This is a genomic window from Sphingobium sp. B2D3A, from assembly GCF_025961795.1.
Taxonomy (GTDB): domain Bacteria; phylum Pseudomonadota; class Alphaproteobacteria; order Sphingomonadales; family Sphingomonadaceae; genus Sphingobium.
On the sequence record NZ_JAOQOI010000001.1, the window covers coordinates 821,213 to 841,622 of the forward strand.

The following is a 20,410-nucleotide window of genomic DNA, read 5'->3' on the forward strand; positions in this document are numbered from 1 at the left end:
GGGGCACGGGACGCACCCGTCGCAAGTCGCCATCATGGCGCGCGCGGTAAATCGTCCCGACAAGAGACAGATGCGCCGAGCCGTTGGCACAGGCAGGAACCCGCGAACGCGCGGGACGTTTTCATCGCCGGAAGGATCGTGACATGGCGCATTCACCTGTGCAGGCTTTGAGCTCTGCCGTTCGTCACCCGGGCATTCACGTCAAACCATTCGATGGCACGGCCATTGGCGCGCGCTATGAGCCAGGCAAGCTCAATCAGTGTCCCGATTGCGCCAGCACGCAATGGTATGTTGGACGCGTCAGCGCCCAATGCGCCGTCTGCGAAACGGCGCTGCCGCTCGCACAGGCCTGCTACCCGACCAGCCCACCGGTGTTCGTGACCCGCTTCGCCAAGCGAGCCAACAAAGCCTAGGCTTAGCCGCCGAAGGGCGGCTCGGGCAGACCCGGCACATCGACGGGGAAGCGGAAAATCGCGCCCGCATGCGGCTCGCGCGCCAGTGCCGTCTCGTCCAGCCCTGCCCGCGCCGTGGTGACATAAGCGGTGCACAGATCATCACCCCCAAATGCGATCATGGTCGGTCGGCTGACCGGCAGTGTCACCGTCTGCAGCAACTCGCCTTCGGGTGAAAGCCGCACCACCCGGCCACCCTCGAACAGGGCGCTCCAGTAACAACCCTCCGCATCGAACGATCCGCCATCGGGGCGCCCGGTGCCGTTCTCGAACTGGTGGAGGATGCGGCGGTTGGAGAGCGTGCCGCTCGCCGGATCGGCATCAAAGGCGCGCAGGGCGTGGCTGGGGGTGTCCGCGTGGCAGAAGGTCGTCCCCGACGCATTGAAGGCAGCCGCGTTGCAGGTGAGCATGCCGCCTTCGATCAGGTCGATCGCCCCATCCGTGCCGACGCGATAGAGCGCGGCATCATGCGCGCTCTTGGCCATGTTGACGCTGCCCACCCAGAACCGCCCGGCCGAATCCGTCCGCCCATCATTGAAGCGCAGGTCCGGCTTGTCCGCGAGAATCTGATCGCCAAAGGGCTGCGGCTCGGAGCCCCAGTCGGCCAGAATGGCGAGGCCGTCTTTCATCGCCAGCAGCAAGCCACCGGCTGCGCGGAAGGCGAAGCAGCCGACCGGCTGGGCGAAGGCGCGCATCTCGTCCGCGCCCGTTTCGGGGTCGAAGCGGTGCAGTTCGTTGCGCAGGATATCCACCCAATAGAGCTGGCGCTCGGCGGCGTGCCAGCGTGGCCCTTCGCCAAGTGCGGCGCGGGCATCGAGCGCGACCGATACGGCGGGCGAGGCTGCGGGGGCGGAGGGATGTGACGTCATGAACGATCTCCTGAGCCGGGATTCCCGGCGCTGACGGCGGAAAGGCCTATCAATCCTCGGCCGGGACGAGCCAGACGGTCAGCCCCGGCAGTTCGGGCGGGGCTTCTTCCGCGCTGAGCGGCAGGCGTTCCGCGTCGGCGCGGGCGCGGGCGAGAATGGCGGGCGGGGTGTCGGGGGCGAACAGGATGCGATCGGCCTGGCCCAGCGTGCGGGCCTCCCGAACCGTCAGGTCATCCGGGTCGTCCGAGCGCAAGGCGATGACATGCACGGCGCGCGAGGCGGGCGCGATGCGCGCTTCCAGCCACGGGTCTACCGCAGGCGTGCCGAAGGGGTCGAGCATGCCGCCCGGCGCCAGCGCCTCGCCAAGCGCGCGGCGGCGGTCGCGGGCATCGGGCCAGGCCTCCCGCATTGCGACCTTGGCGGCATTGAGCGCGCTGGCGAGGGCGCCGAGCCGGGCCGGGAGGATCGTCTCCAGCCGCTGGCGCAAGGCTGCGGCCAGCCCTGAGGAGGCGCCGCCCGTGGAAACGGCGATCAATACCGGATCGCGGTCGACAATGGCGGGGGTCGTGAAATCGCACAGCGCCGGCCGGTCGACGACATTGACCAGCAGTCCGCGCGCCTTGAGCCGGTCTGCGGCGGCTTGGGCGGCCGTCTCATCCTCCAGCGCCACGAAGGCGATGCGGGCAGTGGCATTCTCGTCCGCAACCGGCACGCCGCCGGCCCGCTCGATCAGCCGGCGCTTGGCGTCCGCGGCCTCCCCAGTGCCAAGCAGGATGACCGGCTGGCCCGACAGGATGACGAAGAGCGGAAGGCTGTGCATGGCGCTCTCCTAGCCGGTCCTGGCCCGTCCGTCTGCCCCTTGCGGTCGATGCTCAGTCCTTGAGAAAATCCGGCAGGCGCTCGGCGGCGATGATCGCCTCGGGCATGATGCGGTCGGCAACGACGGCGAATTGGTCGCCATCCACCATCACTTCGGGCACCAGCGCGCGCGAATTGTAGGTGCTCGCCATCGTTGCGCCATAGGCACCGGCGGTGCGGAAGATGCCGAGGTCGCCGGTCTTCACCACGTCGATATCGCGGGCCATGGCGAAGGTGTCGCCGCTCTCGCAGACCGGGCCAGCGATGTTGGCCACGATCCGCTCGCCGGTCGGCGCGACAGCCTCGAAGTCGTGGAAGGCATCGTACATGGCCGGCCGGGCGAGGTCGTTCATGGCCGCATCGACGATCACATAGGGGCGAATGACGCCGGGCTTCACCCAGATGACGCGGGTGAGCAGCACGCCGGCATTGCCGACGATCACGCGGCCCGGCTCGAAATAGAGCGTGACGTCCCAGCCCTTGGTCGCCCGTTCCACCATCGCGCCATAATCGGCGGGCGTCGGGGGTACCTTCGTGCGTTCATAGGGCACGCCGAGTCCACCACCCAGATCGATGCGGTCGATGGTGTGGCCAGCCGCGCGCAACTCGCCCATCAGCGCGCCGATCTTGCCATAGGCGGCTTCGAGCGGGGCGAGGTCGAACAACTGGCTGCCAATATGCGTGGCGATGCCGCGCAGGTTGAGGCCGGGCAGGGCGCAAAGCCGCTCGAAGATGCCGCCCGCCTGATCGATGGGAACGCCGAACTTGTTCTCCTTCATGCCGGTGGAGATCTTGGCGTGCGTGCCGGCATCGACATCCGGGTTGACGCGCAGCACGGCATCGGCGGTCTTGCCCATCGCGGCGGCGATCTCGGCGAGGACGGCGCCCTCCTCCTCCAGCTCGATGTTGAACTGGCCGATCCCGGCTTCCAGCGCCGCGCTCAGTTCAGCGCGAGTCTTGCCAACGCCGGAGAAGACGATGTCCTTGGCCGGCATGCCTGCCGCCAGCGCGCGCTGCATCTCGCCGCCCGAGACGATATCCGCGCCATAACCCTCGCGCGCCAGTACGCGCAGCACGGAGAGATTGGGGTTTGCCTTGATGGCAAAGGCGATGTGCTTGCGCGGCAGGCCGGCCAGCGCCTCGCGGAACACGCGGGCATGGCGCTCCAGCGTGGCGCGCGAATAGATGTAGACCGGTGTCCCGACGGCCTCGGCAATCGCCGCCATCTGCACGTCCTCGGCGTGCAGCACGCCATCCTTGTAAGCGAAATGATCCATGATCTGCGCCCCTAGAGGCTGGTGCGGCGGATGGAAACCGGCTTTTGCGTCTGGCGGGAGGGGTTATTGCCCCTTCGGTCATGGCCATGTTCATTGCACATGCAGCCAAGGGCAGGCATTGTTCCGGCTCTGGGGGCAGGAGAGTCTTGCCATGCTGATCCGTCAATCTGCCGACCTGACCGAAAACGACGTCACCGATGAAGCGCTGTATCTGCGCCGGCGCGAGTTCATTGCCGGTGTGGCCGGCATCGGCGCCGCCGGACTGATCGCACCGGCGGCGATGGCGGCGGATGCGCCGGCGACAGTCAAATTCTCATCCAACAAGATGAAGATCGACGAGACGCCGACGCCCTTTGCGGACGTCTCGACCTACAATAATTTTTACGAGTTCGGCACTGACAAGAGCGACCCGGCGGCCAATGCCGGCAGCCTGCGAATCGCGCCCTGGACCGTCGCCGTGGATGGCCTGTGCCAGAAGCCGCGTAAGTTCGATATTTCAGACATCGTGCGCCGCTTTCCGTTGGAAGAACGCATCTACCGGATGCGCTGCGTCGAGGCCTGGTCGATGGTCATTCCATGGATCGGCTTTCCTCTCTCCGCGCTGCTGCGCGAGGTGGAGCCACTCGGCAGCGCTAAATATGTGGCTTTCCAGACCCTCAACGATCCCAAGCAGATGCCCGGCCAGCGCCGGAACGTGATCGAATGGCCCTATCGCGAAGGCTTGCGGCTGGATGAGGCGATGAATCCCCTCACGCTGCTTTCGGTGGGCCTCTATGGCCGCCTGCTGCCCCGCCAGAACGGCGCGCCCATTCGTCTGGTCGTGCCGTGGAAATATGGCTTCAAGGGCATCAAGTCGATCGTGCGGATCACGCTAACCGACCGCCAGCCGCGCACCAGCTGGCAGATGCTCGCGCCCGACGAATATGGCTTTTACGGCAATGTGAACCCGGATGTGGATCATCCTCGCTGGTCGCAGGCGCGTGAGCGGCGCATCGGCGAGCTGCTGCGCCGCAAGACGCTGCCGTTCAATGGCTATGGCGATCAGGTTGCGAGTCTCTATCGCGGCATGAACCCCAAGAAGCTTTACTGACGGCATGACCAGGAAGACGCGCGATCGCCTGATCTCTGCGCTGGTCTGGCTGCTGTGCGTGGCGCCCCTGCTGCTGTTCGTCTGGCAGGGCCTGACCGGTGGACTCACGGCCAATCCCATCGAATATGTGTTGCGTGAGCTGGGCCTGTGGGGCCTGCGCTTCCTGTGCATTACGCTGGCGATCAGTCCACTGGCCAAGCTGCTCAAAATGCCGGCGCTGTTGCGCTATCGCCGCCGCATTGGCCTGTGGGCCTTTGCCTATGTGGCGCTGCATCTGATCATGTATGTGGCGGTGGACCAGCAGTTCGGCTGGTCGTTCATCGTCGCGGATATCGTCAAGCGGCCCTACATCACCATCGGCATGGCGGCCTTTGTGCTGCTGGTCCCGCTGGCGATCACCTCCGCCAATCGCATCCGGCGCAAAATGCGCGTGCGCGCATGGCGGCGCTTGCACCAGCTTGTCTACCTCATCGCGATCATGGGCGTGGTGCATTATTTCCTGCTGGTGAAGGCCGATACGCGCTCGCCGCTGATTTATGGGGGGATCGTGGCGGCACTGCTCGGCTGGCGAGCGGTCATGCGGTTGCGCGCAGGGCCTGCGCGGCCGGCTTCCGCAGCATCCCAGCTGGACCAGCCTGCCCCGAGCCTTTAGCGTCAGGCCCGTCATCAGGGGGATGGGCGCGACATGCCGTTTCGGTTCAGATCGTCCGATACATCCGTGGAGGAGGGTTTCCGCCGGATCGCCTGCGAGCGGCTGGATGAAGCGCTCGCTCTCATTCGCGGCGTTGAGGAGCCGCCCGCGCGGATCGTTCATCAGCTGCGGCGGACCTGCAAGGCGATGCGCGGCCTGCTGCGGCTCGTCCGCCCCGCCTTTCCAGCCTATCAAACCGAAAATGCCGCCTTCCGGGATATCGCAGCAATGCTTTCCGGCGCGCGGGACAGCGCGGTGCTGATCGAGACGCTGGATAGCTTGAACGATGCGGACGAGGCGCGCCAGGATTGGACGACGCTGCGGTCCCACTGGGCAGCGCCGGGGCATGATGCTACCGGGGCTATGGCCGAGCAGATCGAGGGATGTCGGGCGCCGTTTCTCGCCGCCCGCGTCCGCGCGCCGACATGGGCGCTCAGCGCGCGGGGCGAGGACGCGATCCTGCCGGGCTTGCGCAAGACGTACCGGCAGGCCCGGCAAGCGATGCGCGCGCTCGAGGCCGTCAGCGCAGGGCCCGCGGCTGCGCAAGCCAGTCATGCATGGCGCAAGCACGTCAAATATCACGGCCAGCATGTCCGCCTTCTGAGCCGGTTGAACCCGGACCTCGCGAAGCGGCGCCTCGCCAGGACCGATCGTCTCGGCGACCTACTGGGCGACCGGCACGATCTCGACATGCTGATCGCGCGCCTGCGTCAGGATGGTGGATTGCTGTCCGACCCCGCTGCGACGGCGCAACTCGCTGCCCTGACACACAAACGCTCCGCGGCTCTGGCCCGCAAGGCGGGCCGGCTTGGCGAGGCGTTGTTCGCGGAGAAACCCTCAGACTTTGCCGCGCACTGGGCCATGCCGCCGCACCGGCGCTAACCGTTCAGCTGTCGCCGCGGATGTCCGAGAGTTTGCGCTCCCATGCCAGCGCGTGATCGACGATGGTGTTGAGATCCGCATAAGCGGGTTGCCAAGGCAGCGTGGCCTTGATGCGGCTGTTATCGGAGATGAGCGCCGGCGGATCGCCAGCGCGCCGGCCTTCGATGCGGCGCTCCACCTTGCGATTCGTCACCCGGTCCACGGCGTCGAGCACGTCGAGCACCGAGAAGCCGCGACCATAGCCGCAGTTCATCGTCAGATTGCGCTCCGGCTCGGCCATGAGCGCTTCAAGCGCCAGCACATGGGCGGCGGCCAGATCGCTCACATGGATGTAATCGCGCACCCCGGTGCCATCCGGCGTATCGAAATCCGTGCCGAAGACCGCGACGCTCTCGCGCTTGCCCAGTGCCGCTTCCACCGCGACCTTGATGAGGTGGGTCGCACCCGCCGTCGATTGCCCGGAGCGGCCCTGCGGGTCCGCGCCGGCGACGTTGAAGTAGCGCAGCGCGCAGAAATTGAGTGGATGGGCCTCAGCGACGTCCGCCAGCATGATCTCGGTCATCAGCTTGGACATGCCGTAAGGGTTGATCGGCTGCTTGGGGCTGTCTTCGCGCACCGGGCTTTCCTTCGGAATACCGTAGGTGGCGGCGGTGGATGAGAAGATGAAGTGCGGCACGCCGGCCTGCACCGCGGCCTCAATGAGGGCGCGGCTGTTGGCGGTGTTGTTGCGATAATATTTGAGCGGATTCTCGACGGATTCAGGGACGATGATGGAGCCGGCGAAGTGCATGATGCCCTTGACGCCATGCTGCCGCAGCACGCCTTCCATGAATGCAGCGTCGCCGATATCGCCTTCCACGAACGCGGCTTTCTCATGCACGGCCCAGCGGAAGCCGGTGGTGAGATTGTCGACCACGACGACCGGCCATCCCCCATCAACCAGCGCCAGCACGGCGTGGCTGCCGATATAGCCGGCGCCGCCGGTGACGAGGATGGTGGGCTTGTCGGTCATCGGATTGTCCTTGCTGCGTGGGGCCGCCTTGCCACGAGCCTGTCGCGCTTGGAAGTGCCCTTTGCCGCTCTACACGAACTGCGCGACAACCGGCAGGACGATCATCAAGGCCAGGACGGTCAGCAGTGCCCGCAGCCAGTGCGGGCGGGCGCGATTCATGACCGCCCCGGCCGCTCGCTCAATGCCGCGACAGCCTTGCGGACATCCTGAGAGCGCCCGCGCGGTAGGATGACGATCTCGTCCCCCGATGCGATGACGATCAGGTCCTCCGCGCCGACGACGGTCACCGCCGGGCCATCGCTGCGGATCAGGCAGCCCTTGGCATCGATGGCATAGGCGGCGCCCTGCAGGGCATTGTCCGCCTCATCCTTGTCGGCGAGGTCGTAGAGCGCATCCCAACTCCCCACGTCGGACCAGCCCATGCTGACCGGGACGCAGGCGACCTTGTCCGCCCGTTCCATCACCGCATAATCGATCGAGTCGGACGGGCATTGCGCGAAGACCACAGCATCCGGCAGAATCGCGGCGCCCTGGCGGGTGGCTGCCGCCATCGCCGCGCGCGCAGCGGCCAGCATCGCCGGCTGGTGCGTCGCCAGTGCGGCCAGAAAGTCGCGTGCGCCAAACAGGAAGATGCCGGCGTTCCAAACATGCCCGCCCTGTGCGAGCATCTGTGCGGCGCGGGTTGCGTCAGGTTTTTCGACAAAGCGGCTGACGGTGTTGACGCCCGCAGCCAGTTCGTCCCCGAGCGCGATATAGCCAAAACCAGTTTCCGGTGCGGTCGGCTCGATACCGAAGGTCACGAGCCAGCCATCGGCGACCAGCGGCCGGGCGCGCTCGATGGCGGCATGGAAAGCCGGGACGTCAGCGATCACATGATCGCTCGGCATCACCAGCATAGCGCTGTCGCTCTCTTCCAGAGCCAACGCGGCCAGCGCGATGGCGGGCGCCGTGTTGCGGGCGCTCGGTTCGAGGATCAGCGTCTGCTCGGGCCCCGCCTGCTTGCGGATGATCTCGGCATGGGCCGCGTTGGCAACGACGATCGGCGGCGCGCTGTGTTCCAGATCGGCAATCCGGCCGAGCGTCAGCTCGAACATGGTTTCCGGCGCCGTGAGGGCAATGAACTGCTTGGGGCGCTCGTTGCGACTGACCGGCCAGAGCCGCGTGCCCGATCCTCCCGAGAGGATGACCGGCGTGATGATCTGGGCGGGCAATGTCGGTCTCCTGATAGCCGGTTCCACGATGGCGACTGTTGTCCTAGTGGCGCACGGGCCACGCGGCCGCAAGGCGAGCCGCGATGAAATGCCCGTTTAAAGCAACGCCTTCTTGATGGAGCAGGCCGCCGGGCCAAGAATGACGACGAACAGCGTCGGCAGGATGAACAGGATCAGCGGGATGGTCATGATGGCCGGCAGGCGCGCCGCTTTTTCCTCGGCGCGCATCATGCGCTCATGGCGGAATTCGGCGGAAAGGATACGCAGCGCAGAGGCCAGCGGCGTGCCGTATTTCTCGGTCTGGATCATCGTGGTGACGACACCCTTGAGCGCCTCGACATCCACCCGCTCGGCCAGATTCTCGAAGGCCATGCGCCGCTCGGTGAGGAAGGAGAGCTCGATGGAGGTGAGTTGAAATTCCTCGCCCAGTTCGGGATAGGCCGAGCCCAGTTCGCGGGCGACGCGCGCGAAGGCGGCGTCTACGGTCAGGCCGGCCTCGGCGCAGATCACCAGCAGATCGAGCGCATCGGGAATACCCTTGCGGATCGCATCGGAGCGCTTGGTGACCTTGTTGCCGACATAGAGGTCCGGCGCCTTGTAGCTGAGCAGCAGGGCCCCGGCGAAGGCGCCGAACTTCTTGAGCGGGCCCCAGTGCGGCCAGAGGTCAAGACCGTAGATCAGCAGAGCCGCCGAGCCGCCCACGGCGATCGGCAGCACCAGCCGCGCGAAGATGACCGCGATAGCATATTCCTTGGAGCGGATGCCGGCTTGGGCGAGCTTCTTCTGCGCATCCCGCAACTGATCGTCCTGCAGCACCTTGAGCGAGGACAGGAAGCGCTGCATCCAGTCCGTCGTGTCGCTCTGGTGGACGATCTTGGTCCGCCGCTTGGACGGGGCAACGATGATGCCGGCCTTGAGCTGCTCGCGGCGATCGTTCAGCGCCCGCAGTCGCCGACCCATCGGGTTGCGCACGGTCGTAGCGGCGTAGAGCGCGACCAGCACGGCGAAGGTCGCCATGGCGGCAAGCAAGGTGCCGAGATCGGCTGCGGTGAGGCCAAAGAGCGTGGCGCCGGTGGATTGCATGATCGCGCGCTCCCCTCAGATCTCGAAGCTGATCATCTTGGCCATGATGAACACACCGATGCTCATCCACATCATCGCGCCGATGGCGATGACCTGCATCAGGCTGAGGCCGAACACGCCATTGGGATCGCCGATGAAAAAGGCCGACATATATTTGAAGTTGATCCAGCTGATCAGCCCGAAGACGATGAAGGGCAGAGCGCCGATGATGTAGGCCGATGCCTTGGATTCGGACGACATGGCGCGAATCTTCAGCTTCATCTGCGCGCGCTGGCGCAGAACGTTGCTGAGGTTGGCGAGCGTTTCGGCCAGATTGCCGCCCGTCTCGCGCTGGATGTTGATGGTGATGCAGAAGAACTTGAATTCCGCCGTGCCGAGGCGGGCGGCGGTTTCCTGCAGCGCCTGGTCCATCGACTGGCCGATCTTGATCCGCTCGGTGATGAGCTTGAATTCCTCACCCACCGGCCCGGGGATTTCCTGGCTGACGACCATCATTGTCTCGCCCACCGGCAAGCCGGAACGCAGGCCGCGCACGAGCAGGTCGAGCGCGTCAGGGAAATTGGTAGTGAACTTGTTGACCCGCCGCGCAATCAGCCGACCGACGACGAAATGCGGAATCCCGAAGGCGATCGCAATCGCGACGAGCACCGACAGAAGAAACGAATAATCGCGCAGCACCATGATGGCGAGCACGCCAATCGCCAGCGCGACGGACGTCGTGACATATTGGCTGAGCGTCCATTTCTTGCCCGTCATGCGTAGCCGAGTGGCGAGCAATTCCGGGTTGGGAATCAGCGATGTGAACAGATGCCCCTGATCGAGCCCCCGCGCGGCAATCGCCTTGCGCATCCGCGCTTCGATCTGGTTGCTCTCGCTGCTCGCATGGCGCCCACGAATGGCGGCGATCCGGCGGCTTCCGACGCGGTCGGCGGACGGCCCGGAAAGGGCCATGACCAACAAGGCAATGGCCATCGCCGCGAGCAGGATCAGCAGGAGAAGCTGGCTATTCATCAGGGTCTCATCCAGTTACGTCTTGCTCGCAGGCGCTGGCATCGCGTCAGTCGTTGCCCGGCACAGAATCGGCATCCATCTTCTTCTTCGCCTTGCCCGGAATCTTCACCTCCAGCAGCCGGCCGATCAGTGATCCGCCGCTCTTGCCCTTTGCGCCCGTCTCGCCGAGGTCGGCCGAGTTCAGTCGGTCGCTCAGATCGAGCAAGGCCTGGCCCAGCTTGCTGGAGCGGCCGCTTTCCGCTGCCGTCTTGCCCAGCTTGGCCGCCTGGGCGGTGACCTTGGCGTCATAGGGCAGCACCACGTCGATGGCCCGCTCGATGCTCTGCTCGAAGTCCTTGCGGGTGATCTCCGCTATGCCGACCTGCACCTTGTTGGCGGCTACGATCACCTGCGATTGCGGGGCGTTCGTCTTGAGCCAGGAGAGGATGCGGATGGTATCGCGGGCCGCCGCGAGCGTGAAGTCGGTGACCAGCACGATGGCGCTGGATTCATGGATCAAATGCGGGTGCTGGACCAACATGCCACGCGGCATATCCACGAACGTCCATTCGAAAGCAGACCGCAGCTCTTCCTCCAGCTGGAAGTAAGCCGATCCGTCGGTCAGCAGTGGCTGGCTGATCGGCGCTTCGGCCGAGAGCACGGCCAGCGTTTCGCTGGCGCGGACCATCGCGCGCTCGATGAAGAGCCCGTCGATGCGGCTGGGATTTTCCACCGCATCAGTGAGGCCGCGCCCCGGTTCGAGATCGAGCGCGAGGGCGCCGGTGCCGAAATGCACGTCGAGATCGAGCAGGGCCGTCGAGCGCTTGCCGCGCGCGCTGGTGAGATAAGCGAGTGACGTGGCGACAGTGGAGGCGCCGACGCCCCCGCGCGCGCCAACGACAGACACCATCATGTGCGCCCGCTCGCTCGCCACCTCGGCCTTGGGCGTCAGGAAGACCGCCTGAGCGCCGGTGAGAATGTCGCGCATGGTGTCGACGGCGAGCGGTTTGAGCAGATAATCCTGCAGCCCGCTGGCGACGAGATCGCGGTACAGGCGCACGTCGTTCACCTGCCCCGAGGCAATCACCACCGTGCCCGGCTCGCACACCTCCGCCAGACTGTTGATGTCGGTGAGCGGGTCAGCCGATTCGGAGAGGTCGACGAAGAGAATGTTGGGGCTTGCAGACATCGAGAGCGACTGCACGGCATTGCGCAGCCCGCCCTTGTAGAGCTTTTCGGTGGGCCAACCCATCTCCTGCACCGCCGTCCGCAGTACCTCAAGGCTATGATCGTCGCAGACATAGGCGTGAAACGCATCGCGGCCATGCGGTCCGCCGGCTTTCCAGGGTGCGTTCATCTCACTTGCCTCCCACCGACATGCCCTGCAGGCCGCCGGCGCCCGTCGGGGCCGTCTCCTGATAGGTCTTGATGGCTTTGCTGTTCACGACGTTGGTGACGTCCAGACCGCCCTCGCGTCCTTCGACCAGGTCGCGTGGATCGGCGACCATGGCTGCGAGGTTGGTGGCCATGGCACAACCATAATTGTCGCTCAGGCCGCCACTCAAATTGGCTTCCGCCTTGTCCCGCCATGTCGGACAGCCCGGCACGCTGGCGACCGAGCGGCTGACCACGACGCGCAGGCCGCCGATGGGCGGTGCGCCTGCCGTCAGTGGCGCCTCGCCATCCACGAGCAGGCCGTAGCGCCCCACGACCTGCGTCACGCCATCGCGCAGCGCCAGAGAACCGCTGGTATCGCCGGCGAGCGTCACATGGTCGCCATAGCCAAGGCCGAGGGCGTTGAACCAGACGGTCAACCGGCGCTCGTCCATGCGGCTGAGCGTGCCTGCGCCGTCCGGGCTCAGGTCGAAGACGAAATCGGTGCGCTCGACGACCGGCTGATGCACTGGCTCGACCCCGCGATTGACCTCGCGGGAGCGGGCATTGGCGGACTGACCGATGAGGGCCAGTGCCATCAGGGTTGTGGTGCCGGCTGTGCGGAAGAAGCTTGTCTTGGTCATCTCTCGTCCTTCCACCTCAGAAGCTGAAGCCGGGTGCGGCATTGCCCGAGCGCGCGGCGACGCTGCCCTGCTCGACCGTCTTGGGGGGCAGGGCTTGCGGCGTGGGCCGGGCGTCGCCGGATCTGCCGTCCTGGATCTGCCCGCCCAGAATGCGTTGCGCGTCATCGGCATTGCGATAACCGTCAGTCGGCAGCGCGATCTGGCGCGCGTCGACCGGGCGCACGAGATAGGGCGTGACGATGATCACCAGCTCGGTTTCCTGACGCCGGTAGCTCTGCGACTTGAACAGATTGCCAAGAATGGGGATGTCGCCCAGGAACGGCGTCTTCTCGATCGTGTTGCCGCTCGCCGTGGAGAGCAGGCCGCCGATCATGAAGCTCTGGCCCGAGCCCAGTTCCACGGTCGTCTCCGCGCGGCGGGTCTGGATGCCGGGAATGTCGAACCCACTCACGCGCACCGCCGAGCTGCTGTCGAGCTGCGAGACCTCGGGCCGCACGCGCATCGAGATGCGGCCATTGGCAAGCACCGTGGGAGTGAATGCCAGACTGACGCCATATTGCTTATATTCGACGCTGACCTGCTGCTGGGTCGCGATGGGGATCGGCACCTCGCCACCCGCGAGAAAACTCGCCGTTTCGCCGGAGAGGGCCGTCAGGTTCGGATTGGCCAGCGTGACCGCCAGGCCCTGATTCTCTGCGAGATCAAGCGTGCTGAGCACGTTGAGGCCGAGCAGATTGCCCGCGAAGGCCATGGACGTGCCATTCTCGATGACGTTGAACTGGCCCGTCGCCAGCGAGCCGGGGTTGCCCCGGCCAATGCCGAACTGGAAGCCGCCCGTCGTATCCTGCGTAAGGATGTTAAAGCCGAGCGATTTCGTGAAGTTCTTGTTCACTTCCGCAATGCGGACCTGCAGGTTGACCTGCAGCGGCGTCGCGGTGCGCAGCCGGCTGACGACGTTGGTGTCGGCGCCCGAGAAGGCCTGGACGAGCCGCTGGACCTCCGCTGCGTCTTCCGGCGCTGCGACGGTGCCGGTGAGCAGCACCATGCCGTTCATGGTGTTCACCTGCACGTCCGATTCGGGCATGGCGAGGCGGAGCATCTGGTCGATGCTGGTGATGTTGTTCCCCACCCGCACGGCATTGGCGTAGAGCATCTTGCCGTCGCGCGCGGTGATGAACACGTTGGTTTCGCCCGATGCCTTTGCGATCAGATAGACCTGCCGCTGCGAGCGGACATGCACATCCACCACATTGGGGTTGGCGATCACCACGTCGGTGAGATTGGCCGGCAGGTTGATCACCCGGCTTTCGCCAACGGCCAGCAGCAGCGTGCCGTCGGTCTTGGGCGCCATGGTCGCCTGGGCATGAAGGGCCGGCGCCACGGTAGCGCTGACGGTCAGGGCGAGCGCGGTGGCAAGAACGCCGGTCGCGGTGCGCGCCATACGGAGCCTAGACGGGCTGCTCATCTCACTTGCTCCCCAGCTCGACATTGGTGACCGCCGTCCCCCGCGCCACGCGCACCATCGGACCATTGCCGGACGGCGCGCCCGAGGGATCGATGGGCTTGGCGGGAACCGTGCTGCGCTGATAGCGCGAGACGTCGGCACCGGTGGAATAGGTGGAGCGGCCATCGACCGGCCGCGCGGCGGTGATCAGCGTGTTGCCGCCATTCTCGGCATCCACCGCATCGATGTCGCCGGAGGCCAGCGCGGCTTCCAGCTCCTGCGTGTTGTCCGCCAGCGAGCGCAGCGCCAGCGACAGAGCGCCAACGGTCTGCGCGACGCTGATCTTTTCGGCCATGCGCGGCGTGACTTCCATGGTCACGTTGGAGAATGTCCGCACCACCGGATTGCCCGATTCGTCGAGGGCGTTGGTGCGTTGATCGGTCGCCAGCACGCGCAGGTTACGCAGGATGGTCTCGGAGACCTTGAGGGGCGGGCCGTCGCCGCCGCCGGGCACGCTCTGCGTGAGCACCAGGTCGACGCGATCGCCTGGGAAAACAAAACCGGCAACGCTGCTCTGCACGGAGACAGGCACTGTCACGGCGCGCATGCCGGGGCTGAGGGCTGCGGCGAGGAAGCCGCGGTCGCCCGGCTTGATCAGCGATCCCTGCGTGACCGGCTGGCCTGCCGCGATGGCGGTGCGCACGACCGCGCCGACCATCTGAGCCTCGTCGGCTTTCCCCTGAATATAATAGGCGTCCTCGACCAGTTCCTTGGGCCAGGGCTGGAAGCGATAGGCATCCGGCCCGACGATCGTCCCGACCGGCAGCGGCTTGGTGGCCACCAGCACATGCGGCATCTGCGCGGTATCGGGCATGGCCGATGCCGTTGCCTGTGGCGATCCCCCGCCGCTGGTGAACATGGATCGGGCGAGAAACGCCGCCGCCACCGCTATGATCAACGCGCCAGCAAGCAGCGCGATCTTCTTCGGTTCCATTTCGAAACTCGCCTCCAGTCGGCGGAGCCACCCCCGGCCCCAATCCGCGTGATCATTAAGTCAAATGGTTAAGATAGCGTTCGCCGAGAACCCAAAGGCCCGCGAGCGCGATGGCGACGCCGTAGGGGATCTCCGGCTGGCCGATTCGGCGCGTCGTCCGGTGGTGGACGACGGTCACGATGGTGACCAGGCCGCCGATCAGCGCCATGACGATGATGAGGGTCGACATTGCCGCCAGCGGAAGCCACAAGGCCAGCGCGCCAAGCATCTTGACGTCGCCCCCGCCCATCATGCCGAGCGCGAACAAGCCCGTGAACAGCAGGAAAACTGCGGCGGCCAGGCCGATTTGCAGCAGAACGTCAGGATAGAAGGACAGGCCATTGGCCCACCACCAGCAGGGCGCGAGCAGCGCGATGGCCAGATTGAGTCGGTTGGATATGATTCGGCTGCGCAGGTCCGTCGTCGCTCCCCATATGAGGAGCGAAGCCAGCATGGCGCTGAGCGCTGTCGATATCCAGACACCCGACATGATGGGGCACGACTAGAGTGTACGCCTTACCAAAGCGTAACCACTATCTGGGGCGTATTCCCTGGCTTTGCCGGCCTGCCCCCGATTCGGAGCGGCGCCGATGACCTCGGTCGATATCCTTATCGTCGGCGGCGGGATCGCCGGGTTCAGTCTGGCCGCAGGCATTGCCGGCAGCGCTCGGGTCATGCTCATCGAGCAGGAAGATCAGCCCGGCTATCACGCGTCCGGGCGGTCGGTGGCGTTCTGGGAAGAGACCTATGGTGGTCCCGGCGTACAGCCGTTGACCAGTGCGAGCGGGCCGATGCTGGCGCGGCCGGAACCGTCATTTTCCGAGCATGGCTTTCTCTCGCCGCGCGGCGCCATCCACCTTGGCCGCCATGATCAGCAGGGGCTTGCCGACCGCTTGATCGCCGATTTCGCGAGCAGCGACGTCCAGTTCACGCGACTCGGGCGTGAGGCGGTTGCCGAGGCCGTGCCGGGCATCCGTGACGAATGGACGATCGGTGTCGCGGCCCCCTCCTGTGCGGACATCGATACCGGAGGCCTGCTCGCTGCCTATCGGCGGGCTGCACGACGCGGCGGCGTGGCAGAGCGGTTGACGAATCGGCTGCTTTCAGCGCGCCGCGAGGGCGCGGGCTGGGCTGTGGAAACCAGCGACGGGCCGCTGTCGTGCGGCGTCATCGTCGATGCGGCCGGGGCCTGGGCCGATGATGTCGCCCGGCGTTGCGGCGTCGCGCCGCTGGGCATCACGCCCCTGCGCCGGACGGTCGTGCAACTGCGCTGCCCAACGGCGCCTGCGCACGTCCCGCTGGTCATTGCGCTGGATGGAAGCTTCTACTTCAAGTCGGAAGGGCAGGGGCGTTTGTGGGTGACCCCGCATGACGAAACGCCGGACGATGCACGCGACGTGGTGCCGGAAGAGCTGGATGTCGCGCGCGCGGTCGATCGGTTCATGCAGGTCACCGACTGGCCGGTCGCGGCCGTGGAGCATAAATGGGCAGGACTCCGCAGCTTCGCGCCCGACCGGCTGCCCGTCTATGGCTATGATGCGGATGCACCCGGTTTTTTCTGGTTCGCGGGGCAGGGCGGTTTCGGCATGCAGACGGCGCCGGCCGCAGCACAGATCGGCGCGGCCACCTTGCTCGGCGAGGCGCTGCCTACGGCGGTCCGACACATCGATGCATCCATCTACGCGCCAGACCGGTTCAGGTCGTCCCGCTGAAGCCGGATCTTATGGGCTCGGCTTCAGCCTGGGGGTTTATTTCAGCGTCTGGAGATAGGCGATGACGTCGGCGCGCTTGGCATCGTCGGCAATGCCCGCGAACGCCATCTTCGTGCCCGGCATTGCCTTCATCGGCGAGCGCAGATAGGTGTTCAGCGCAGATGCCGACCAGGTAATGCCGCTGCCCTTGACGGCCGGCGAGTAATTGAACCCGGCCAGCGTGCCCGCCTTGCGACCGACCACGCCGTGGAGCGACGGGCCAAGACCATTTTTGTCAGGCTCGACAGAGTGGCACACGCGGCATTGTGCGAACAGCTTGGCGCCATTGGCGGCGTCGCCCCCCGGCGCGGCGGCAGGGGCACTGGCGGGCGCCGATGTTGCGACCTTCGCGGGGGCCGGAGCGGCCGCTGCGGTTTCCTTGGGTGCTGCGGTTTCGGCGGCAGGCTTTGCCGCTGCAGCCTCTGTCGCCTCGGCAACCGGCGCGGGTGGGGCCGCCGCCTGATTGCTGGCTTCATTCATGACAGGGGTTTCCGCCGCGTTCACGGCGTTTTCCTGCATATTGTCAGCTTCGGAAACATTGTTCTGGGCCGGTTCGGCACTGCCGCCACAGGCCGAAAGAACGGCGAGGCAAGGGAGGATCAAGGCAGCATGAGCGCGAGTCGACAGCGCGCGAAGGGTGGACATTGCAGCAACTCCCAACAATCTTTTCTGTCGTCCTCTCCAACCCTCGCGGGCTTGTGCCCAAGCATCTGGCGTGGCGGACGAGCAGCGTCAACACTCAATTGTGCATTGCGATACGCCGGCCCGGCTAGGCGGCAATCCGGCCGGGCGTCAGCTCTCGGGTTGACAGGGGGCAAATGATCGGGCCTTTGGAACGACTTGCAATCAGGCGCGCCGGCCACGTGGGGGTTACTATTGGCTGAGAATTCTGAGGAACCGGCAGCCATTGTCCTGCCGACGATCACCGGTGGGAGCCGGCTGGATCGCGAATATGGGTTCACCTATCGCATGATCCTCGTTGCGCGCCGCTATCGCGCGATGCTGGACGAGCGCCTGCGTCCACTGGGCTATGGTTCGGCCCGCATGGAAGCGCTCTCGACGATCGCCCGGTCACCGGAACCGAGCGCCCAGATTGCCATCGCCAAGCGGATCGGCATTGAAGGGCCGACCCTGACGCGGATGCTCGATACACTGGAAGCCGATGGCCTGGTGGTGCGGTTGCAGGACCCCAGCGACCGGCGCACCAAGCTGATCCAGCTCACGCCGGCCGGGCAGGAAGCGCTGGATGAAATCATGGCGGTTGCCCACGCTTTCCGCGCGTCCGTACTGGAAGGGCTGAGCGACAAGGAGATCGATCAGGTCAATGTCGTCACCGACAAGCTCATGAGATTACTGTACGAATCTCCAATGGGCTGATTGCCCGTCGGGTCCGTCGCATCAGGCGCTGGACTTGGCCTGCCGCGCTAGATAGTTGCATTGCGAACGATCTAGGGAGAGCGATCCGCATGGCAACGGGGACGAACGAGCAGGCAGCGCACGGCGCGCCGCGCATTGTGCATCTCGACAAGATAACGATGGGCGGGTTCGAGATTCCCCGACCCGATATCGCGCATGAGTGGATCGAGCATGATTTCACCGAGCCGCAGGATGTGGCTGCCCGCCTCGCCGGCGCGCAGGTGGCGATCATCAACAAGGTGCGGCTGGACGCGGCCATGCTTGCCGCGCTGCCGGACCTCAAGCTCATTGCCGTGACGGCGACCGGGACGGACGTGGTCGACAGCGTCGCGGCCAAGGCCCGGGGCATCGAAGTGCGCAATGTGGTGGGTTACGCCGGCACATCCGTCGCCGAGCATGTGATGATGCTGATTCTCGCCCTCGCTCGCGGGCTGGTGCCGTTCCGCAATTCGGTTGTCGATGGCCAATGGGAGAACGGCCAGGCCTTCTGCGTCTTTGCTGCGCCCGTGCGGGATCTTGCCGGGCAGCGGCTCGGCCTGTTCGGCAGCGGCGCGATTGCGCAGGCCGTCGCCAGCCGCGCGCAGGCGATGGGCATGGATGTTGTGTTTGCCGGGCGCCAGGGGCAGCCGGCCGGTGAGGGGCGGCTGGCCTTCGAGGAGGTGCTGGCGACCAGCGACATCATCAGCCTGCATTGCCCGCTGACGGACGACACGCGGCACATGCTCAACGCGCAGACGCTGGCCGGCATGAAGGCCGGTGCCGTCATCATCAACACCGCGCGCGGCGCCCTGATCGATCTCGATGCGCTGGAGGACGCGCTGGCGTCAGGCCATATCGGCGGCGCCGGAATCGATGTGGCGCCGGTCGAGCCGCCGCCACCGGGCAGCCCCATTCTGCGCCTTGCTCAACGCGACAATGTGATCGTCACGCCGCATTCCGCATGGCTGAGCGCACAGGCGGTGACGGAAGTGGCGCGCCGCACCGGCGAGAATGTCGCAACCTTCTTGGCGGCGCGCTAAATGGCCATGAACCGGCGCGCTTTGCTGGAGGAGGCTTTTGCCGTCGCGGTTGCGGCGTGCAAGCGGCCCGAGACGATCATTGCGGCCCTGCCGCCCCGGCCCAAAGGGCGCGTGCTCGTCATCGCCGCAGGCAAGGGCGCCGTGCCGATGGCGCAGGCGGTGGAGCAGCACTGGCCGGATGCCACCGGCCTCGCCGTGACCCGCACCGGCTATGGCGGCCCGCTCACCCGCATCGAGCTGGTTGAAGCCAGCCATCCCGTGCCGGATGCGGCAGGTCTTGCGGCGGCGGAGCGCTGTCTCGCCCTGGCTGAAAGCGCGGGGGAAGGCGATCTGCTGCTGGTGCTCCTTTCGGGCGGGGCCTCGGCCCTGCTCGCAGCGCCATCCCCGCCGCTTGATCTCGCGGCCAAGCAGGCCGTAACCCGCGCGCTGGTGCGCTCCGGTGCGTCGATCGGGGAGATCAACATGGTGCGGCGCCACCTGTCGCGTATCAAGGGCGGGCGTCTCGCGGCGGCTGCCTGGCCGGCGCAGGTCGTGACCCTTGCCGTCTCGGATGTGGTCGGCGATGTGCCGCAGGACATCGGCTCCGGCCCGACCGTGGGCGATGAAAGCACGGTGGCGCAGGCACAAGCGGTGCTGGCGCGCTATAGCATCGCCGATCCGGGTGGCTGGAGCGAATCGATCAAGCCGGATGATCCCCGCCTGGCGGAGAGCCGGTTTGAGGTGGTCGTCCGCCCCGATGACGCGCTGGATGCCGCCGCCGCATTTTTGCAGGCGCAGGGTTATGAACCGGTCGTTCTCGATCGGGAGGCCCATGGCGATGCGCGCGAGGTCGCGCGCCGTCATGCCCAGGCCGCGATCCTGGCGCACAATCGCGCCCAACGCTGCGCGCTGCTCTCGGGCGGCGAATTGACGGTGACGGTTACCGGCCATGGGGTCGGTGGCCCCAATCAGGAATATGCGCTGGAGCTGGCCGGGCAGATCGCCGACCATCCCGGCGTCGCCGCGCTGGCCGCCGATACGGACGGGGTGGACGGCAACCGGGATGTCGCGGGCGCCTATGTCGATGGGGAGACCGGCTTTGCCCTGGACGAGGCGGGCATCGACGTTGAGGCGGTGCAGGCCGCCAACGATGCCGGGGGCGCTCTCGGTCAGGTGGGTGGGCTGTTCACGCCCGGGCCGACGCTCACCAACGTCAACGACTTGCGGATCATCCTGGTCGATCCTTGACGGCTCGGCATCACAAGCATTGAATTTGCAAATCATTTGAATCGGAATTAATAGAAGCTGCATAAACAGGTGAGACGGGAGAGGTGC

21 protein-coding genes are annotated in these 20,410 nt (G+C 66.1%); 8 read left to right on the plus strand and 13 right to left on the minus strand.

Features of this window, described 5'->3' with window-relative positions:
- The first annotated feature begins 143 nt into the window (after positions 1 to 143).
- On the plus strand, positions 144 to 413 hold the full coding sequence (locus M2337_RS03795) for a hypothetical protein (RefSeq protein WP_264571753.1): 270 nt from the start codon (positions 144 to 146) through the stop codon (positions 411 to 413).
- A gap of 2 nt (positions 414 to 415) precedes the next feature.
- Here M2337_RS03795 and M2337_RS03800 read toward each other — a convergent pair whose 3' ends face one another.
- The 3 genes from M2337_RS03800 to lysA are packed head-to-tail and all read right to left on the minus strand — an operon-like array spanning position 416 to position 3,456.
- Positions 416 to 1,321: an SMP-30/gluconolactonase/LRE family protein gene (locus tag M2337_RS03800; RefSeq protein WP_264571754.1), complete on the minus strand. Its 906-nt coding sequence runs from the start codon at positions 1,319 to 1,321 to the stop codon at positions 416 to 418.
- A gap of 49 nt (positions 1,322 to 1,370) precedes the next feature.
- Positions 1,371 to 2,141, minus strand: a complete 771-nt coding sequence (locus M2337_RS03805; protein ID WP_264571755.1) for a siroheme synthase — start codon at positions 2,139 to 2,141, stop codon at positions 1,371 to 1,373.
- Between the two features lie 52 nt (positions 2,142 to 2,193).
- The gene (lysA, locus tag M2337_RS03810; protein WP_264571756.1) at positions 2,194 to 3,456 is read right to left on the minus strand and encodes a diaminopimelate decarboxylase; all 1,263 of its coding nucleotides are present in this window, start codon (positions 3,454 to 3,456) and stop codon (positions 2,194 to 2,196) included.
- Positions 3,457 to 3,607: 151 nt separating this feature from the next.
- On the opposite strand from lysA, the gene msrP reads away from it, so the two are divergent.
- Genes msrP through M2337_RS03825 form a run of 3 tightly spaced genes read left to right on the plus strand, consistent with a single transcriptional unit; the run spans position 3,608 to position 6,119 of the window.
- Positions 3,608 to 4,546, plus strand: coding sequence for a protein-methionine-sulfoxide reductase catalytic subunit MsrP (gene msrP / locus M2337_RS03815; RefSeq protein WP_264571757.1), 939 nt, complete (start codon positions 3,608 to 3,610; stop codon positions 4,544 to 4,546).
- A gap of 4 nt (positions 4,547 to 4,550) precedes the next feature.
- Positions 4,551 to 5,198 carry a sulfite oxidase heme-binding subunit YedZ gene (locus tag M2337_RS03820; protein ID WP_264571758.1) on the plus strand — a complete coding sequence of 216 codons (648 nt, stop codon included), beginning with the start codon at positions 4,551 to 4,553 and terminating at the stop codon, positions 5,196 to 5,198.
- Between the two features lie 33 nt (positions 5,199 to 5,231).
- The gene (locus M2337_RS03825; RefSeq protein ID WP_264571759.1) at positions 5,232 to 6,119 is read left to right on the plus strand and encodes a CHAD domain-containing protein; all 888 of its coding nucleotides are present in this window, start codon (positions 5,232 to 5,234) and stop codon (positions 6,117 to 6,119) included.
- Between the two features lie 4 nt (positions 6,120 to 6,123).
- Here the strand turns inward: M2337_RS03825 and galE are convergent, their stop codons facing one another.
- From galE to M2337_RS03870, 9 genes are all read right to left on the minus strand, one after another.
- A complete protein-coding gene (gene galE, locus M2337_RS03830; protein WP_264571760.1) occupies positions 6,124 to 7,131 on the minus strand; it encodes a UDP-glucose 4-epimerase GalE in 1,008 nt (335 codons plus the stop codon).
- Positions 7,132 to 7,286: 155 nt separating this feature from the next.
- Positions 7,287 to 8,342, minus strand: coding sequence for a mannose-1-phosphate guanylyltransferase/mannose-6-phosphate isomerase (locus M2337_RS03835; protein WP_264571761.1), 1,056 nt, complete (start codon positions 8,340 to 8,342; stop codon positions 7,287 to 7,289).
- Positions 8,343 to 8,438: 96 nt separating this feature from the next.
- The gene (locus M2337_RS03840) at positions 8,439 to 9,425 is read right to left on the minus strand and encodes a type II secretion system F family protein (RefSeq protein ID WP_181561218.1); all 987 of its coding nucleotides are present in this window, start codon (positions 9,423 to 9,425) and stop codon (positions 8,439 to 8,441) included.
- A gap of 15 nt (positions 9,426 to 9,440) precedes the next feature.
- Positions 9,441 to 10,436 (minus strand): type II secretion system F family protein, encoded by a 996-nt coding sequence (locus tag M2337_RS03845; RefSeq protein WP_264571762.1) that lies wholly within the window; start codon positions 10,434 to 10,436, stop codon positions 9,441 to 9,443.
- Between the two features lie 46 nt (positions 10,437 to 10,482).
- On the minus strand, positions 10,483 to 11,772 hold the full coding sequence (locus M2337_RS03850) for an AAA family ATPase (protein WP_264571763.1): 1,290 nt from the start codon (positions 11,770 to 11,772) through the stop codon (positions 10,483 to 10,485).
- Between the two features lies 1 nt (position 11,773).
- Entirely contained in the window at positions 11,774 to 12,433 is a 660-nt protein-coding gene (locus M2337_RS03855) for a CpaD family pilus assembly protein (protein ID WP_264571764.1), read from the minus strand.
- 16 nt (positions 12,434 to 12,449) lie between these two features.
- The gene (locus tag M2337_RS03860) at positions 12,450 to 13,898 is read right to left on the minus strand and encodes a type II and III secretion system protein family protein (protein ID WP_264571765.1); all 1,449 of its coding nucleotides are present in this window, start codon (positions 13,896 to 13,898) and stop codon (positions 12,450 to 12,452) included.
- A gap of 1 nt (position 13,899) precedes the next feature.
- A complete protein-coding gene (cpaB, locus tag M2337_RS03865) occupies positions 13,900 to 14,871 on the minus strand; it encodes a Flp pilus assembly protein CpaB (RefSeq protein WP_181561222.1) in 972 nt (323 codons plus the stop codon).
- A 55-nt stretch (positions 14,872 to 14,926) separates the two neighbouring features.
- Complete coding sequence (locus M2337_RS03870; protein ID WP_264571766.1) at positions 14,927 to 15,400, minus strand: prepilin peptidase; 474 nt, start codon at positions 15,398 to 15,400, stop codon at positions 14,927 to 14,929.
- Between the two features lie 100 nt (positions 15,401 to 15,500).
- Between M2337_RS03870 and M2337_RS03875 the strand changes: the two genes are divergently transcribed.
- The gene (locus tag M2337_RS03875; RefSeq protein WP_264571767.1) at positions 15,501 to 16,622 is read left to right on the plus strand and encodes an NAD(P)/FAD-dependent oxidoreductase; all 1,122 of its coding nucleotides are present in this window, start codon (positions 15,501 to 15,503) and stop codon (positions 16,620 to 16,622) included.
- A gap of 36 nt (positions 16,623 to 16,658) precedes the next feature.
- On the opposite strand, the gene M2337_RS03880 is transcribed toward M2337_RS03875, so the two are convergent.
- Positions 16,659 to 17,306, minus strand: coding sequence for a c-type cytochrome (locus M2337_RS03880; protein ID WP_264571768.1), 648 nt, complete (start codon positions 17,304 to 17,306; stop codon positions 16,659 to 16,661).
- 231 nt (positions 17,307 to 17,537) lie between these two features.
- Between M2337_RS03880 and M2337_RS03885 the strand changes: the two genes are divergently transcribed.
- From M2337_RS03885 to M2337_RS03895, 3 genes are all read left to right on the plus strand, one after another.
- Complete coding sequence (locus M2337_RS03885) at positions 17,538 to 18,038, plus strand: MarR family winged helix-turn-helix transcriptional regulator (protein ID WP_181561226.1); 501 nt, start codon at positions 17,538 to 17,540, stop codon at positions 18,036 to 18,038.
- Between the two features lie 89 nt (positions 18,039 to 18,127).
- Positions 18,128 to 19,096, plus strand: a complete 969-nt coding sequence (locus M2337_RS03890; RefSeq protein WP_264571769.1) for an NAD(P)-dependent oxidoreductase — start codon at positions 18,128 to 18,130, stop codon at positions 19,094 to 19,096.
- Complete coding sequence (locus M2337_RS03895) at positions 19,097 to 20,323, plus strand: glycerate kinase (protein ID WP_264571770.1); 1,227 nt, start codon at positions 19,097 to 19,099, stop codon at positions 20,321 to 20,323.
- The last annotated feature ends 87 nt before the right edge of the window (positions 20,324 to 20,410 follow it).

What these genes read in the sequence shown, in the direction of transcription:
- M2337_RS03795 (WP_264571753.1), top strand. Translation starts at nt 144, where the DNA reads ATGGCGCATTCACCTGTGCAGGCTTTGAGCTCTGCCGTTCGTCACCCG.
- M2337_RS03800 (WP_264571754.1), bottom strand. Translation starts at nt 1,321, where the DNA reads ATGACGTCACATCCCTCCGCCCCCGCAGCCTCGCCCGCCGTATCGGTC.
- M2337_RS03805 (WP_264571755.1), bottom strand. Translation starts at nt 2,141, where the DNA reads ATGCACAGCCTTCCGCTCTTCGTCATCCTGTCGGGCCAGCCGGTCATC.
- lysA (WP_264571756.1), bottom strand. Translation starts at nt 3,456, where the DNA reads ATGGATCATTTCGCTTACAAGGATGGCGTGCTGCACGCCGAGGACGTG.
- msrP (WP_264571757.1), top strand. Translation starts at nt 3,608, where the DNA reads ATGCTGATCCGTCAATCTGCCGACCTGACCGAAAACGACGTCACCGAT.
- M2337_RS03820 (WP_264571758.1), top strand. Translation starts at nt 4,551, where the DNA reads ATGACCAGGAAGACGCGCGATCGCCTGATCTCTGCGCTGGTCTGGCTG.
- M2337_RS03825 (WP_264571759.1), top strand. Translation starts at nt 5,232, where the DNA reads ATGCCGTTTCGGTTCAGATCGTCCGATACATCCGTGGAGGAGGGTTTC.
- galE (WP_264571760.1), bottom strand. Translation starts at nt 7,131, where the DNA reads ATGACCGACAAGCCCACCATCCTCGTCACCGGCGGCGCCGGCTATATC.
- M2337_RS03840 (WP_181561218.1), bottom strand. Translation starts at nt 9,425, where the DNA reads ATGCAATCCACCGGCGCCACGCTCTTTGGCCTCACCGCAGCCGATCTC.
- M2337_RS03845 (WP_264571762.1), bottom strand. Translation starts at nt 10,436, where the DNA reads ATGAATAGCCAGCTTCTCCTGCTGATCCTGCTCGCGGCGATGGCCATT.
- M2337_RS03850 (WP_264571763.1), bottom strand. Translation starts at nt 11,772, where the DNA reads ATGAACGCACCCTGGAAAGCCGGCGGACCGCATGGCCGCGATGCGTTT.
- M2337_RS03855 (WP_264571764.1), bottom strand. Translation starts at nt 12,433, where the DNA reads ATGACCAAGACAAGCTTCTTCCGCACAGCCGGCACCACAACCCTGATG.
- M2337_RS03860 (WP_264571765.1), bottom strand. Translation starts at nt 13,898, where the DNA reads ATGAGCAGCCCGTCTAGGCTCCGTATGGCGCGCACCGCGACCGGCGTT.
- cpaB (WP_181561222.1), bottom strand. Translation starts at nt 14,871, where the DNA reads ATGGAACCGAAGAAGATCGCGCTGCTTGCTGGCGCGTTGATCATAGCG.
- M2337_RS03870 (WP_264571766.1), bottom strand. Translation starts at nt 15,400, where the DNA reads ATGTCGGGTGTCTGGATATCGACAGCGCTCAGCGCCATGCTGGCTTCG.
- M2337_RS03875 (WP_264571767.1), top strand. Translation starts at nt 15,501, where the DNA reads ATGACCTCGGTCGATATCCTTATCGTCGGCGGCGGGATCGCCGGGTTC.
- M2337_RS03880 (WP_264571768.1), bottom strand. Translation starts at nt 17,306, where the DNA reads ATGTCCACCCTTCGCGCGCTGTCGACTCGCGCTCATGCTGCCTTGATC.
- M2337_RS03890 (WP_264571769.1), top strand. Translation starts at nt 18,128, where the DNA reads ATGGCAACGGGGACGAACGAGCAGGCAGCGCACGGCGCGCCGCGCATT.
- M2337_RS03895 (WP_264571770.1), top strand. Translation starts at nt 19,097, where the DNA reads ATGGCCATGAACCGGCGCGCTTTGCTGGAGGAGGCTTTTGCCGTCGCG.